The sequence below is a fragment of the Paenibacillus tundrae genome, from assembly GCF_036884255.1.
Taxonomy (GTDB): Bacteria; Bacillota; Bacilli; order Paenibacillales; family Paenibacillaceae; genus Paenibacillus.
Genome location: NZ_CP145605.1, coordinates 3,285,613 through 3,301,630 on the forward strand (window position 1 = coordinate 3,285,613; position 16,018 = coordinate 3,301,630).

Below are 16,018 nucleotides of genomic sequence, written 5' to 3' on the forward strand. Positions count from 1 at the left end.
ATTCACATCGAATATAGTAAGGTCAATACATAAGAATATGATGCCATCTCAACAGGACGGGAGAGGAGGGAGTTGGTAGTCGTGAACGAAGAACAGATTAGACATGCAATAGCAAGTGGTGATGCTGATACGATGGAATGGGTGATGAACCATTACGCTGGTTTGTTATGGAAAGTCGCTCATTCCATACTCTATCAGGCATCGACTGAGGAAATTGAAGAATGCGTAGCAGATACTTTTTTTACGTTTTGGCAAAATCCAGATGCATTTCAATCCGGTCGAAGTAGTCTCAAGAATTATCTGGCAACGATCGCCAAACATAAAGCTATAGATCGCTATCGAAAGCTAAACCGTAGATCTGAGCTTACATATGAAGATGAGATTCATGCGCAGCATACAGAAGACTTGCTTGTTCAGCTCATTAGTAAGGAAAACGATATGGAGCTTAAACAATTAATAGAGTCTTTTCCAGAGCCGGAACGAGAGATCATCAAGCGCCGCTTTTACGATGGACAACGACCCCAAGAGATATCGGAAGCATTATCTCTGCACGTCAGGCAAATTCACAATAAGTTATATCGTTCCAGACAGCGATTGAAAGCATGGTGGATCACTAGGAAGTAAAGGAGGCGACATGATGAAAGAATCCAATCAACGGTTGACGGAGCAGAATCTCGCTAACATTAAGCGATTGTTCTATGAAAAAGTAGCGATGAATGAAGCTAAAATGGTTAAACCATCCGCTGTTTCTCAAGATTCCCCTATACCTCTAACACGAGCCAAACCTCGGAGGAGAAGGATGCGTAGAGCAATATCCATCCCTGTTACTGCTGCGCTCTCTTTATGTGTGGTGACGGGTGCTGCTGCTTCTGTCGGAATCATCGATCTATCTTCAGTTCTTCATTTTCTAGGTGGGGAGCGGTTGAGTATTCTAGAGCCGGTGCATCAGGTCAGTGAGGATCAGGGCATCCGAATGGAAGTGATAGGTGCAGCTAGGGACGGAGACACAACGGAAATCTATGTTGCACTCACTGACCTGACAGGGCATCGCATTGACGATACATTGGATATTTATGATTTCAGAGTTTCTGGAGGAAGGGCAAATAACGCACAGGTTGTACATTACGATGAATCGAAGCAAACGGCCATTGTGCGCTTTCTCATTCAAGGAAAAGTTAGCTCACAACGAATTACGGTTCGCATTAATACGATGATGTCAGGGGCAGCCCGTAATGATGAATATCGTGTGCACATGGATTGGGACAAATTGCTGCATGAGAAGAACAGCCTTAGCTATGATGTCCTGGATAGGGAAACTGATTCTATCAGTGGATTCGGCGGTGAAGCTGGTAATGAGTTATGGGAGATCGGCAAGATTCCTGTACTGCATCCAGATGTAACTCAGATTCCTATAACGGGAATGGAGTGGATGCATATTTCGAATATTGGTTTTATTGATGATCAGTTACACATTCAGATTAATCCAGACAATGAGATCGGGGAGTACAATTATGGTCACTTCTACTTTACGAATGAGCAAGGAGAAAAGCTCGATATACCTGAATATTCCATTAGCTATGGACATTATATGAAAGATGGCGTGGGATACGGAGGAGACTATATTGAGTATGTGTATGATCTATCTGCTCAATCCTCAGCCGGTCAATTGAATCAGTTAAACCTTAAAGGAAGCTTCACTAACATCACCGAAGTCTTGAAGGGAAACTGGACAACCACGTTTGACCTCAAAAAGAATGCTTTACTCAAAGTGGGAGCCACCCAGCTTACGGATCCAGACGGTTCACAAGTTCCGATCTCAATTCAAGTCTCCAGCATCGGCGTTACTCTTACAGGAGACAAACTAGAAAAGGTTCCGCTAGATGATCTGCGTATGGAGATTTATCTAAAGGATGGTTCTCGTCTTGCTGCCGACTCCGGTTTTATTAGCCTGGATCAGGATCTCCTTAAGTGGATATCAACTTCAACGATTCCAGTGCAAGATGTAAGTCACCTGCTTATCAATGGACAGAAGGTAGTTTTGCAAGATGAATAAAGAATCTAAATGAGGAAGATTGAATAGAGAAGCATGCGCGGACATATCGCAAGATGATCAAAATTGTATCCATTTTCTATGTAAACGTGGAAGTAAGTTATGGAAGTGAATTTCATGTCATATCCCTATAGATGACGCATACCATTAGGCGAATGCGGTCATAAGGGAGGAACCGAAATGTCTATAAGCGAGCCGCTACTTGTTCAGATTGTCCATCAACATATCCCGGCTGGTGCAACAGTCGTCACAATTGATAAACCGGTGAAGCATCCCGCCATTTATGCTGCTGATCTGACTGGAGATGGCATCCCGGAAATTGCTACAGTCTATCAGTTGAACGGTGAGTTATACTTATTAATTCTGAAATTTTACAACGGGCAATGGATCAAGATGTCGCTAACCAAAGGACTGGGGTATCGGGTTACGTTGCTCACGGCTGCGCCAGTTACATCTACCTCTAGAAATAATCTTATTGTGGGCTGGCAGCTAGGTGCCATCTGGTCGAAACTGGCTGTATACGATTGGACGGATTCTGGACTTAAGGATTTAACCCCGGACGATGTCGTATTTAGCCATGCAGAGATTATTGATATGCCTGGACAGCATGGACGAGATGGCAAAGTAGAAATCGCATTATGGATTCATGATACAGGCGAAGCCTACCGGGTAGATATCATTCGCTGGCAAAATGGCAAGTGGGTATCTGCGCCGGATGTCTATCCCTACTATTTCCCCAAAGTCGTGCAATATTATGAGAAGCTCACGCAGCATTATCCGGACTATATATTCTACTGGAGCTACCTCGCAGACGCACAATATAAAGCAGGCATGTTCCCTGCTGCATTAGCTTCTGTTCAGAAGGCATTAAGCTTCTCAGACCCATATCCGTCCAAAGAAGTACTACTTGCGCTTGAGAAAAGCATTAAACAAGCTATGGAGAGTGGCAGCCATGCGCGGGAGGTCACGTGGTTATATCCCGTTTCCGTTAGAACCGTGCAAGGGACTCGGTGGGGGTATATGGATGAACAAGGGCATGTTCGACTGGAGCCCGTACTAGACGATGCGCGTGATTTCCAGTCAAACGGTCTTGCCGTTGTCGTGCAGAATGGGAAGGCCGGCGTCATTAATTTGAATGGACAATTTGTCGTTCAGCCGCTATACGATAGCATCAATTCGTATGTGGAAGATCGAGCCATCGTTATTGACTCCCAAGGATTCAAAATGATTGATGAGCAAGGTCATGTCTTGACCCGACGTGCTTATCCATTTATTGCAGATTTATCTGAGGGAAGAGCTTTATTTTACGATACGGACAGCAGTTCAGGTGGTGGAACCAGCAAATATGGTTATCTAGATCAATCAGGTCAAGAGGTTATTAAGGCACAGTTCCAGTCAGCCTATGATTTTCAGCAAGGGAAGGCCGTAGTGCAGATTAAGGAGCATGAGTATGCGTTAATTGATCTCAACGGAAATAGACTCGCGACCTATCCTTATCCGTATGTAGGCCCACTAGGAGACGGACTGCTTGCATTTCAGAAGGAGACAGCAGGTAAATATGGTTACATCGATGAACGCGGCAACATTATTATTCAGCCTCAGTTCAGCACAGCACTTCCATTTCATGATGGTCTTGCGATCGTTAACACCTCAGCGGACTACAAATCAAGTTATGGTGTGATTAATCGGCAAGGGCAGTTCGTCATTCAGCCGACCTATAACGATATCCGAGACCTGGGAGAGCAGCGGTTTGCGCTTGGTCAAGCGATTGACTCCGAACAACCTTACATCGGTTCCATGTATGCTATTGCAGATGAAGGTGGAAAGTTACTTTCGCCATTCACATATCGGGAAGTGGGACAGTTTAAACAAGGATTACTTTCTGCGTCAGATGGCAAACGTACCTATTTACTCGATCGCAGCGGTCAGCCTGCTCCAGGATATCCTTACGTAGAAGGCTCAGGAACATTAGAGGTCGTAGCACCGAATCTGATCAAAGCGTATGTCGACCAACGTCTATCTTATGTGAAGCGAAGCGGACAGGTGGTATGGAAACAAAATACGATCGTCCCGCTCCATCCACCGTACCGTGTGCGTGAGGAAAAGTATAAGCCTAACGTAGACTACCTGGTATATTATCCGCAAGTTGAAGGGATGGCAGATCAAGCCGCGCAGCTGGGGGTTAATGCCAAACTAAAAGCTTTATCGCAGGTTAAGCCTATTCCTGCAGATCAGAAGTTAGATTATTCCTATACGGGTGACTTTGAGATTAGCTTCTATAAGCAGCAGTTGCTTCAATTACAGCTTACAGGGTACAACTATCCGTTTGGTGCAGCACATGGCATGCCTACGATGATTTATGCCATTATTAATCTAACGAATGGGCATATGTATGAGCTCAAAGACTTATTTAAGCCAAACAGTGATTATGTCAAAGTTCTAAGTCGAATTGTGGCTGATCAGATTAAGAATGATCCACAATATTCGTATGTGTTTCCGGATACGTATGAGGGGATTAGCCCAGATCAGCCGTTCTTTGTGACAGCAGATGCGCTGCATCTGTATTTTGCTCCATATGAGATTGCACCTTATGCCGCTGGATTCCCAACCTTCACCATTCCGTTTATCCAGATCAAGGATATCATCAATACAGAGGGCGAGTTCTGGAAAGCTTTTCATATGTAAATGCATCGATTTATAGGATACACAAATGAGAATATGTAGAGTAGGAACAAACACCGATGTCCCATTCGCACAGGCAAGTCGTCCACCCAACGCGTAAACTGAAGTAAGTTCAGTGGAGCGAGGTGAAAATGCATGGCTAAACCAAATACAATACGCTTAAAGGCAGAGCGATATAAAGATCGTCCTGTATGTGTGACTCTCCATAATGGTGAAACGTATATCGGCTACATTAAGGATGTGAAACATGAAGGCGTGGTGATTGCCGGGGGAGGCAAGATATCGACTACGGAAGCTTCCATTGGGAAGCCCCAATCCTCTAAGCGCAGCAAAGCTAATCGGAGTCATAGTACGGGGGTTCGTTCTCACAGCGGCCGTAAACGGGTTAACAGCACTCGTAAAACTTCCAACTATACGCGTACTGGTTCGCACGCGCAGGTCTCATCCTTCATGCCAATGATGGGTTCACTATTAGGCGGGTTAGGAGGAGCGACTTCGGCTGGGGGGATGCTGGGCGGAGGTATGCGGCTGTTCGGTATGATTCAACGTTTCGTGCCTGTCGTGAAAATGGGCTACGGCATGATCAAGTCTATTCAGCCATTTATGGGTGCAGTGCAAGGTCTAATGGCGCCACAGCAGCCTAATGCACCTGAAGCTGAGACGGAAGAAGAATAACCCAATATTTAAGCCCCAAGGAAGGAAAACGTAGCCTGAGGGGCTCTCTTCTTTTTAGATACGAATCAACTGGTTCAAGAGGTGCCTGACCTTCCTGAACGATATCTTGACCCGTCAGATCTTTATACATTTCTCTGAACATCTGATTATGTCCACGTTCGTCATTTCGGATGCCTGTAATAATCATAGCCTGGTTCGCATTAGGAGCAGGTTTGATAAGAGCGTCATTAAATAGTTCATCACATTCGTATGGCTAAGTTCTTTCAGGATAAAACAGATGTGCAAACATCCTACAATAGCCATATGCGAGTACAAACGGTAGAACATATGAGCAGAACGTCCAGAAGATATTCCATCCATTAAAATAAACAACGTGTCCCATGGTCTTCGCGATCCATTCAATTAGAGTTAGAGTAGATGCTGCAACAAGGATCGACGGCCAAGGCTTTTTCTTATGCACAACAATAGCATATATCATCAGACAACCTGCCATCGGATAGATGCCTAAGTCCATCGGAAGTGCAGCATAGGATTGGTTCCTCGTGTTGGGTAGAATGTTCCAGAAAAAATTAAACCCCACGCTGTTAATGCATGCTGAAGTTGCGATCCCTAGCGGATAATAAATGAGCAATATTTTTAACTGTCGCCTTAATATCCATCCACCTATAATGACAGGAATAACAAACCCTACGATAAAGTTCCCTAGCATGCCTATCCCCCTATAATCTATGAATCTTTTTAATGATTCCATCTGAAGTGATGAGCTCTTAATTTCGCTTAATTTCCTCTAATAAACGATCTACCTTATCCGTAAGGAGCTTTAATTTTTTGTCGTAATGTTTATACGTGTAGTAACCAATGATGGCTTTAACTACAAAGAAGAGTACTGCGGCGATTACAATTAAAACATAGTTGTGTGCTAGCTGTTTGAGCCAATGATTGATCGCATTGATGGGGTTCGCCTCCCTTGAGAACATCGATGATTTGGTTAAGATGTCCAAAGTTAATTTAAGTCATACATTTCCAAGACATATGGCTCCGGTTCGTTTACTTATCTAACCTATACTGTTTGCCGTACAGTGACTTACAGGTATAAAATGAGAGTATTAACCAGTTTCTTCATGGGAGGTTGAAAATGACGAGCTTGTTTGTAATCGAAGCGAACCGTGTCTTGTTGAACCAAGCAGAGGGGGAGCCTAAGCTGATTAAAGGCGGGATCACCGGTGACAGCTTCTCTGTTATACATAGCTTTTATCGCGGATGGATTCCATTTGGCTATCTACGAGATGTCCAGGGCGTGTGGTGGTTTGATGGCCGCAAGACCAAAGTGACTTTAGTAAGTCGGAGTGCGGAACAATTCCAGGTACTCGACGATGATTACGGGTTGGACGCAATGCATGTTTATCTGGAGGATAAGCTAATCCCCAACTCGGATGCGGCTAGCTTCGAATTACTGCCAGGCTCGCCTTATTTCGCTAAGGACAAGCATCGACTGTATGTGAAGAACGGAGATCGGTTTCATACGTGGGATGATATTGATGTCGAGACCGCTGTGGCTCGGATGGATTACTGTACCGATAAGGATCATGTGCTGCATCTATATCAATCGTTATCCTACGCTAATGGTAGTAAAGATGAGTTGCTTGGTTGGTTACAGGAAGCTCATCCTCATGTTCGAGGGTGGTGGCAACCTGACTATAACGAATCAGAACATGGAGCAGAGCGGATACAAGGCTATTGGTACAAGACAGATCGAGCGGTCTATTATTGTGAGGAAATTGGTGGTTCCGGGAGGAAGGGGACGCGGCTAGTATATAATCTGGTAAGAGGTGCTGATCCTGCATCGTTTGAAGTGTTCGATGATCAATATGCTCGAGATGCAGAAGGGGTCTATTGCACTTGGCGAAAAGCTACGAGAGCTGATCTGCAGACTTTCGAAGCGCTAGGTGGTTTGTTCGGGAGAGATGCGCAGAATATTTTCTATAATGGATATGCTGTTGTAGGAGCCGATCGTGAAACATTTCAATGTTTGTTAACCTCAGGGTCATTGGGGCTTTCGAAAGACAACAATCACGTCTACCATGCACAGTTTGTGCGAACAAGCAGACCGTTTGGTCATCCTGATTATGTGCTCGAACAATTACCTGGCGCTGACGCGAAGAGCTTCACGATCTTGTCAGACAATGGAAGCTGGGCAGTTGATCAAGATCATGTGTATCAGTGGGGAGCCTTAGCTAAGAAGCTTGATCGTGCTAGCTTTACTTTTTTGTTCGATCAAGGGGTAGAGAGCTGGGCTTACGACAAGCATAGGCTATACAATGCTAATGGCCGGCGTACAGTGAAGGGGATCGATGGTCAGACTTTTCAAGCGTTCAATCGTTATTGGGGAAAGGATGAGCACAACGTATTTTGCTTCATCACAGGTGGCATACAGCGGGCGGCGGATGCATCGACGTTCCGAGTGACGGACGAGATCGGGGGAGCGGAGGATGCTTATTTTACCTATGTAATCACAGACGAAGGAACCATTAAAAAGTCAAAAAAATAGCCTCTAATAACACATAACCTTTATAAAAAAGTTGCGAACCATTGCCCCATTCGATATGATTGTTTAATGCGGTATTTGGGTGACATTACCTGAGTTAAGCCAATAACATATAATGATGAAATGATGATAAAAGATAGTGAGGTCTGAATAATGATTGCAAAAACAGAAGAAGATTTTAATGGCTTGAAGGAAATTGGTAAGATCGTAGCGATGATTCGTGATGAATTAGTCCAAAAAACGGTTCCTGGCATTACAACGAAAGAGCTTGATGATCTTGCTGGTGAGCTATTTGAGAAAGAAGGCGCAGTTTCTGCTCCAAAAAGTGAATATGATTTCCCTGGATTTACGTGTATCAGCGTTAATGAAGAAGTAGCTCATGGCATTCCAGGAGAACGTGTAATTCAAGAAGGAGATCTCGTGAACATTGATGTATCTGGCTCGAAAAATGGTTATTTTGCAGATACAGGGATTTCTTTTGTCGTAGGTGAAGGTGATGAAGTACGGACTAAGGTCTGTGAAGTGGCTAAACTGGCATTCGAAGCTGGTCTTAAAAAAGCAAAACCGGGTTCCAAAAAAAGTGGAATCGGCAAAGCTGTATTCCAAACGGCAAGACAACATGACCTAACGGTGATCAAAAACCTTACAGGACACGGTATTGGACGTACAATTCATGAAGCTCCAGACCATATTTATAACTATAACGATACTTCGGATGATGAGCTGCTAAAAGAAGGCATGGTTATTGCATTTGAACCATTTGTCTCTACCTTGGAAGAAGAAGTATTCCAAAAGCAAGATGGTTGGACATTTGCAACAGAGAAAAGTCATGTGGCTCAGATGGAGCATACCATTATCCTCACAAAGCAAGGTCCGATTATTATCACACTGTAATATCTTCAGTAGCTTATGTGCAATGATGTACAGAGTCGATTCCAGTTCAGGAATCGGCTTTTTGCTGTTTGGTTAGTGATAGGGATCGCGCTTTGTATTGTACGTACGTGAATATCCCAGTGTATCTTAGGTAAACTCATAGCATTAGGGCTTACGCTTCATTCTTTACTTTTAGAGTTGATTATTTATAAGTTGCCCAATAGAATCGATAATAGTTGTTTTGTATTAACATCTAGTCAGAATTCAGGAGGTTTAAGTTATGCGCATTTTAATTCTAGGAGCTACTGGACGAGTAGGAAGCCATATCGTTGAACTAGCGCTCAAGGATAGACACCATGTCACTGCATTGGTTCGTAATCTAGATAAGTTGCAAGTTGAGGATCGTAATCTTACTGTCGTTGTAGGTAATGCATTGAATCAAGAAAATCTAGCGCATGCTATAAAAGGAGCAGATGTTGTAATTAGTGCCTTAAATACAGATGGAACTACAACGTTGTCGGAGAGTATGCCATTGCTCATTGAGAGCATGTACAACGAAGGTATACAACGAATCATTACGATTGGAACTGCCGGCATTCTGCAAAGTAGGATCTCTCCAGAGCTTCTCCGTTATCAATCTAGCGAGTCTAAACGGAAGTCAACACGTGCAGCGGAAGAGCATCATCGTGTATATACATTGCTTCAACAATCTACGCTGGATTGGACGATCGTTTGTCCTACATATTTGCCAGACGGAGAACGTATTGGAAAATATCGGGTAGAGCGCGATGTATTGCCTGAAGGCGGCGTTGAAATATCGGTTATGGATACAGCAGAATTCGCTTACAAGCAGATCAAAGATCAATCTTATATTAGGTCTCGTGTGGGTATTTCTTATTGATGCTTTAGAAAGGGGGAAAGAATGATGAAAAGTATAAAACGCAGGAGAATAAAACTTGGAGATGTATATGCCATTGATCTGCCTAACGGCAAAGTTGCTTTTGGCAGAAGGTTCAAGGATGGATGTATAGCTATTTATAGTTACATTGGGAGTTCCTATGAAAATACTCCTCAGGAAGAGAATTATCAATTTGTAGTAGGTGTATACGATGATGTGTTAAAGTCAGGACTGTGGCCTGTCGTTGACCACCGTCCATTTATGAACGAAGAAGAAGCCTGGCCACCGCCAATGTGTGTAATTGACCGATTGTCCGGTGAATATTCGTTGTATCATAAGGGAGAAATGCGACATTCGAGTCAGCAGGAGTGTGAAGCTTTAGAGATCGCTGCTGTGTGGGAAGCGTATCACATTGTGGATAGAATAACAGGCAATGATATGTGGCATAAAAATCCTTTAAGTTAAGATAGTTACGTAGAAGGGAGGTTGCAAATTACTATATAAGAAAGTTGAATAAATACGTATAACATAAGGTGAAATAGAAGAAAGTATATGTATGGAATATAGAATGCCGTTAGCATATTTAACCATACAAAATGAAAAGAATCACGAGGGTTATATATACCGATAGTCACATTTATCCATATATTACGACCAAGATTTCAGATTCAATGGATGCCAATCGATGTTATGAAAAACGATTATGGATTGAAAAAGTAATAATATGGATAAGATCGTTCAAGTTAATTGCAATAAAATACATGAAAGTATTGATCGGTCTAAAAATGGATTAGTAAACTATAGCAAGTTAAAGTGATATGGATGAGTGCGTAAAATGTAAATTGAGATGAACTTATGAAATGACAATTTTAATGTATGGGGAATTGAATTGATGATGATAAGGAATGAATGTATGAATTAATAATCAAGAAGGCACACAGTCACACAGTCTAAGAAATACAAAGATTATAATAATAAATACTTGCTCATTTTCATTTTATTCAATACTGTTTCACAAAACTCGTATTTTGTACATATGTTCCGATCACTTATATCATCATTCCAGGAAACCTTTGTCTTCTCGATCCCGTCTTGTATTTATATGTCGGAGGACAAGAACAAAAACCGTCAATCTTTTCAGATTAACGGTTATCAGAAATTCAATTTTTTTACATATGTTTCGACTGTTTTTTGTAGCATCTTATTCTCATCACTTGGATTGTTCATGATAAGCATTGCAACTTTTTGTGGCATGTACGATATCATCGACTGAATATCGGCTTTAGCACTTTCATGCTGATAAGGACATTCGAATTTATTAAGTATCGATTCATTTTTACTTAGATGATAATACTCAATGCTGCTGGAAGAACTGCTCTCATCAAAATTGTATTTAAAAGCAACACTGGGAAAAGACTGATCTCTCATTTTTTCAATTTCCTGCCAAGATGGTACGCTAATTTCTTTACTCCTCTTCCCTGCAATCTCTAACCAAGTACAGAAGAAATTTTCACTGAACTGCAGAACTAGTTTTTCAAGAATCCAAAAAAGTATCCTTGCATCAAGCCTTTGGAGAATCTTCATTTGATAACTGAAGACCTGATCAGAAAAATACTCCAGAAGATCCCTGATTATTAGTGGTTCAGCATCAGAAATCAAGGTTGTTCTTAAAGAATTATAGCCATAGAAATGTTCCTCTTTTAAAATAGATTTCCTCCAAAAAACATAAGCATAGGCAAAGGGACAAATTTCAGGAAACTCAATTGCTTCATTCGATTTTCTTAGCTCCATTAATTGAGTGATGCAATGTTGATGGTTTTGGAGTGAATCCTGAAATAGTCGCTCTACAACTCGTTGAACAGTACCAGAAATAACTCGCAGTAATTCTTTTTGGAAACGATTAGAGAAATAATCCCCCCTATGTAAGGAGTCGTCTGAATGAAATACTTTTATTTCTTCAGGCGACTCCTTAACTAATCGCTTCAGATTGCAATGTTCTGCATGAATGATCCATTTAGACTGCATATTTGACGTCATCATGCTTGCCTGGTTTGCTTGGAGCCAACGAAGGACATCGGGATTCATTTGATCAGGCGATCTCCATTCGTTCCAACTGGACACATGAAAATTAGAAAAAGCATGTCCACATTTACATTGAAATGCATGTTTTAACTGTCTATTCGACAACAAGAAAGGTATTGCTGACCTACAGCCTGGACAAACATGTTTCAATTTAAGATCATGAAATACACACTCATCGAAAAGCCTGAACTGATGCAACCAAGAATGAAACCCTCCCTCCATACACTGCGAACACCAGTGTAAATCTGGATGAAACCAATGCTCCCAGGAACTATATAATTCAGAAAATGGAGTTATCAACGAATGAATAATTTTATTATTGTGCTCTTGTAAGTTGAAATCCAAGGTTTGATGAAGTCTTTCGACGTTAAAACCATTTAACTGTAATAGTTCTCTTTGGTTATCTCCAATGTGATGTTTAATGTTCTTTACATGAGTACTGCCAAGGACTTTTAGAATCTCGTTCCGATCCGTAAGGTTTACCAAAGCCAATTTTTCAAATACAGACCAGGGCGATTCATATTCATTGATCCATTCTTTCCTCCAAACAACATTCATTTATTAATCACCACTACCTGCTAAAGACATATAAATTTCTGACTCAATGTAGCCACTAAGTTTGATGGATTCTAACCAATCTTGAGATGAAATCCATTCAAGTTGTTCCCCATGAGCTCCGTATATCTTCAGAGCGTTTTCAACAGCATACGTAAAGTACTCCATAGGGATCTCAAGTTTTGAATGAACCCCATGTTCGCTACGAATATTTTGAAATTGTTGATAAATTAAAGCAGCATCTTCCTCCAAGCGATGACCTTTCGCATATCCTTCAGGAAAAAAATATCTAGTGAAGCTCCAATCACTGTTTTCGGGATATGCGGAGATTTCCGATGAATCGTAGCATCGAAGAACAGCTCTGATATCGTCCAAGGAAGTGATACCGAAAAAACGATGCTCATGTGTCATAAAGCGTCCAATGATTTGAGACTTACGTTGTCCTAGAAAGAATGTTCTTCTCGTGAGTAACTCTTCTTGACCTACGCAAATCACAGTCATACTAATTTTCGCACGATCCAGTTGATTGTGGATGTCCATTAACCAAATAAAATGTGATTCTGTTAGGCGATGTGCCTCATCCATAATCAAGATAACCCTTCTTAAGCGAGACAATTCCGCTCTTTCTTTTAGCAAATTGACAATTTGATTCCGCATTTCATCGGCTTGTCTTCTAGCTATAAACGGAAAATCAAAGTCATGGAGAAGATCTGCATAAAATTTCCCTTCGTTGGGAAACTTGTATGAGTTGCTGTTGGCTATAAAGATTGGTATGGGTGCATTCATAAAATGCGGCAGATTCTCCAAAGCAAATTTTAATGCAGTAGTTTTTCCGAGACGTGGCCGACCATAGACAATCATTCCTGGTAAGCGGTTCAGTACAATCTTTTTGAGATTATCCATTAAACGGAGTACCTCTTTGGTTGGGAGTAAATAATGGCCTACTTCAATAGGGTGTGTTCCAACAGGTATCAAGTGATTATCCAATGTTATCTTCTCCTTTTTTTAGTACATTTTTGTCTTGAATTGTTTTAATAAACGCTCATAATTATCCATCTCATTGAGCTTTTCCCTATTCAATTGTTCTTCTCGAACTTTGTCTAATAAATCATTTTGTGCTTTTGCTTCTTCTAATGCTTTTGTTTGTTCTTCTGCTTCAGCTGTTGGCTTTTGTTTACTTACCTCTTTTACTTGAGTAATTTTATTTATTGTTGATTTCTTGGAATTTTCTTTACTCAATAAATAGTCAGTGTACACGAAGATAGGGTCATCCCAAGTCGTGTAATGAATTAGCCTCCGCTGAACTAATGAATTGATTGCACGTCTCGTTTGCAAGGAATGTGGAGTAAGTGACCACCTTCCACTGGCTGTTAAATAACCGAATTCACTGCCGTCGGGTAGAAATGCTTTTATGGTACGCAGATCGTCAACATTTACATGTATAATTAACTCTTGCTTTATTAGATGGGCAGAGTTCGCAAGTTTTTCACTCCGGTACTCTACACCTTCATATTGAATGTAAGGCTTTCTTCCAGTCACTAGAGAGCCTCTTACGGTTCGATTTATTTGGGTTTGCATAAATAACATCTCCGATCGTTTCTCTTCTTCCAGGCGCCTTGGTAATAAACCTCTTAGTTGTATCCTTTTTTCAAGAAGTTCAAGTGGCGTTTGATGATAAATCCCTCCATGAGGTGTGCCATTGTAATTAGAAATCATTACATCCACGAGTTGCAATAAATGTTCGTATGTGATGTTAAGACGAAGAGCGGTCTCTTCAGGATTATTTCTTCTAGGGTCATCCGGACCAGTCCCCGTTGTATTTGGTAACCGATGAAATAAGCTTCCTGCTAAGTTTTTAAAATATCTTTCAATCACTCCTCTTCTCATTGGAAGTGCTACGGGACCAAAGTTCGGTGTACATCCAATTAAATTTGTGAGTCGATCTTGTACCATTTTAGCGTAGTGAGATTTTGCATTATCTAGACACATCACATCCCACACTGCCCACTCTAACTCAGGAAACTTTTCTGATGGAAAACCACCAGGGGGATGGTAATTCAGGCCTGGGATTGTCAATTCTAGCCGTTTATGTGGCATGACAGCATTACGAGCACAGTGCATCACGTCACTTCCCCCATACTCTCTACTTAGTGAAATAGAATATCCTAAAATGTTCCGAGTACTTACATCAATGATGGTAAGAATCCAGAACCGTTCAAGCGTTAAGGTCATAGGATCTCCGTCTGGTGTAACAATATCTACTGTAAAAAAACCATCAATTCGATGAGCATCAAACTGAACTTTCTGATAGGGGAATAGATTTGATAGTGAGTTTTGATCCGCCTCCCCTACTCGGTTTGCTTTTTGAAACGCATCATTACCATGGCGAGATGCAGCCTTTCTAAAGTTTCTCTCAGCTATTTGTTTAATGTAACGTTGTAAAGCCTTATACCCCATCCATTTTGTATTTAAAGGGTAATCAGAGAGAGTTATTCCCTTTTCCCTGCACTGATCAATAAATCGTTTGTGTATGTGCTTTAACTTCATGACAGGTTCCAATGAACGCTTTTTTCTTCCTAAAAAAAGGTCTTCTACCAGGTCTTTAATATCTGGATGCATGTCCATAAAACGATTGAATTCTCCGGTTTTTTGATCTTTATTTCTTTTTTGACCTAATAAATCTAACTCATATTTCTTTATATTTTTTTGTGGAATCAATCCTCGAAAGCCAAAAACAACTCCGTCTTGATCGTACTGAATACATCTTTGAATTAATCTTCTCAGATTTCGAGGTGAAACTCCGGTTGTGTGTTGAATATTATTTAAATCATCCCTCCGGAAATACATTATTACTGCGTTTTTACGCTGCACATACACTGTATGTGCAGATTCAGTGAGAACATTCTCATCTACAGAGGGCCAAAGTTCAGGATTTGCTTGGTCAGGTTCTAATCCATCCTGCTCATATATTCGCGATCTGCTCACTATCTCCGAACCTCCATTTCAAATCCGATAAGTTGATCTTCCATGTTCGCTTTGATATCCCCCTCATAAAGGAGCCATTTTAGGCTTAAAAGTATATCTTCAACAGGAAGATTAGATAGTTCTAACACAACTTCTTTAATTTTTATCCCTTCACGTGAAATAACACCGAGCACTTCGTTTAAATAAACAGGCTTCTTACTATTGACTACTGACATACATAAGGAGGTTCTGTTCTCAACTGAATGTCGGCCCTTTCTTATATCGTCTTCTGTACGAACTACATAATTTTTGTTGTTGATACGACACCATTCTTTTTGTGCTTCGATTTGTCGTAGTGTTCTCGCGTGTTTTGGATGTTTAGATGTCAGTTCCTTGTTGTATTTGACTTCCACAAAAATTTCCGATCCATCTTTTTTTAAAATCCACATATCAAAGATAGAGGTACGGAGTTGGCCGTTTAATACATAGGAGATCTCTAATGGTTGCTCACAATAAGTTATGACTTCAGGATCCGAATCAACCACAACCCAGTGATCGTATTCCAGATCACTATATAGCTCGACAATTCGCTTATCGACTTTATTTCCACGCGGGGTCCAATAATTGTTTCCATATTTTTTGCCTCGTAGAATCTTGATGGGCTGGTACTTCAAGAGTTCCTTTCTATTCATAG

The 16,018-nt window shown here is 41.2% G+C and carries 13 protein-coding genes; 8 read left to right on the forward strand and 5 right to left on the reverse strand.

Annotation, left to right across the window (positions count from 1 at the left end):
- Nucleotides 1-81 precede the first annotated feature (81 nt).
- The 4 genes from V6W81_RS14725 (at nt 82) to V6W81_RS14740 (ending at nt 5,407) form a co-directional block, all read left to right on the forward strand.
- The gene (locus V6W81_RS14725; RefSeq protein ID WP_338539527.1) at nt 82-624 is read left to right on the forward strand and encodes a sigma-70 family RNA polymerase sigma factor; all 543 of its coding nucleotides are present in this window, start codon (nt 82-84) and stop codon (nt 622-624) included.
- Nucleotides 625-634: 10 nt separating this feature from the next.
- Nucleotides 635-2,053 (forward strand): hypothetical protein, encoded by a 1,419-nt coding sequence (locus V6W81_RS14730; RefSeq protein WP_338539528.1) that lies wholly within the window; start codon nt 635-637, stop codon nt 2,051-2,053.
- Between the two features lie 177 nt (nt 2,054-2,230).
- A complete protein-coding gene (locus V6W81_RS14735) occupies nt 2,231-4,735 on the forward strand; it encodes a WG repeat-containing protein (protein ID WP_338539529.1) in 2,505 nt (834 codons plus the stop codon).
- 132 nt (nt 4,736-4,867) lie between these two features.
- Nucleotides 4,868-5,407 (forward strand): hypothetical protein, encoded by a 540-nt coding sequence (locus V6W81_RS14740; RefSeq protein ID WP_338539530.1) that lies wholly within the window; start codon nt 4,868-4,870, stop codon nt 5,405-5,407.
- 253 nt (nt 5,408-5,660) lie between these two features.
- Here V6W81_RS14740 and V6W81_RS14745 read toward each other — a convergent pair whose 3' ends face one another.
- Nucleotides 5,661-6,116 (reverse strand): CBO0543 family protein, encoded by a 456-nt coding sequence (locus V6W81_RS14745; protein WP_338539531.1) that lies wholly within the window; start codon nt 6,114-6,116, stop codon nt 5,661-5,663.
- A 426-nt stretch (nt 6,117-6,542) separates the two neighbouring features.
- On the opposite strand from V6W81_RS14745, the gene V6W81_RS14750 reads away from it, so the two are divergent.
- The 4 genes from V6W81_RS14750 to V6W81_RS14765 all read left to right on the forward strand — a co-directional run bounded on the left by V6W81_RS14750 (nt 6,543) and on the right by V6W81_RS14765 (nt 10,188).
- On the forward strand, nt 6,543-7,955 hold the full coding sequence (locus V6W81_RS14750) for a DKNYY domain-containing protein (protein WP_338539532.1): 1,413 nt from the start codon (nt 6,543-6,545) through the stop codon (nt 7,953-7,955).
- Between the two features lie 150 nt (nt 7,956-8,105).
- Complete coding sequence (gene map, locus V6W81_RS14755; protein ID WP_056691294.1) at nt 8,106-8,846, forward strand: type I methionyl aminopeptidase; 741 nt, start codon at nt 8,106-8,108, stop codon at nt 8,844-8,846.
- Nucleotides 8,847-9,105: 259 nt separating this feature from the next.
- Nucleotides 9,106-9,726, forward strand: coding sequence for an NAD(P)-dependent oxidoreductase (locus V6W81_RS14760; RefSeq protein WP_338539533.1), 621 nt, complete (start codon nt 9,106-9,108; stop codon nt 9,724-9,726).
- Between the two features lie 21 nt (nt 9,727-9,747).
- Entirely contained in the window at nt 9,748-10,188 is a 441-nt protein-coding gene (locus V6W81_RS14765; RefSeq protein ID WP_338539534.1) for an Imm26 family immunity protein, read from the forward strand.
- A 687-nt stretch (nt 10,189-10,875) separates the two neighbouring features.
- Here the strand turns inward: V6W81_RS14765 and V6W81_RS14770 are convergent.
- Genes V6W81_RS14770 through V6W81_RS14785 form a run of 4 tightly spaced genes read right to left on the reverse strand, consistent with a single transcriptional unit; the run spans nt 10,876 to nt 16,016 of the window.
- On the reverse strand, nt 10,876-12,363 hold the full coding sequence (locus V6W81_RS14770; protein WP_338539535.1) for a hypothetical protein: 1,488 nt from the start codon (nt 12,361-12,363) through the stop codon (nt 10,876-10,878).
- Nucleotides 12,364-12,366: 3 nt separating this feature from the next.
- Nucleotides 12,367-13,347, reverse strand: coding sequence for an ATP-binding protein (locus V6W81_RS14775; RefSeq protein WP_175395075.1), 981 nt, complete (start codon nt 13,345-13,347; stop codon nt 12,367-12,369).
- A gap of 18 nt (nt 13,348-13,365) precedes the next feature.
- Entirely contained in the window at nt 13,366-15,345 is a 1,980-nt protein-coding gene (locus V6W81_RS14780) for a hypothetical protein (RefSeq protein WP_338539536.1), read from the reverse strand.
- Nucleotides 15,345-16,016, reverse strand: coding sequence for a TnsA endonuclease N-terminal domain-containing protein (locus V6W81_RS14785; RefSeq protein WP_175395077.1), 672 nt, complete (start codon nt 16,014-16,016; stop codon nt 15,345-15,347). Before V6W81_RS14785 ends, V6W81_RS14780 begins: the two co-directional genes overlap by 1 nt.
- Between the last annotated feature and the right edge of the window lie 2 nt (nt 16,017-16,018).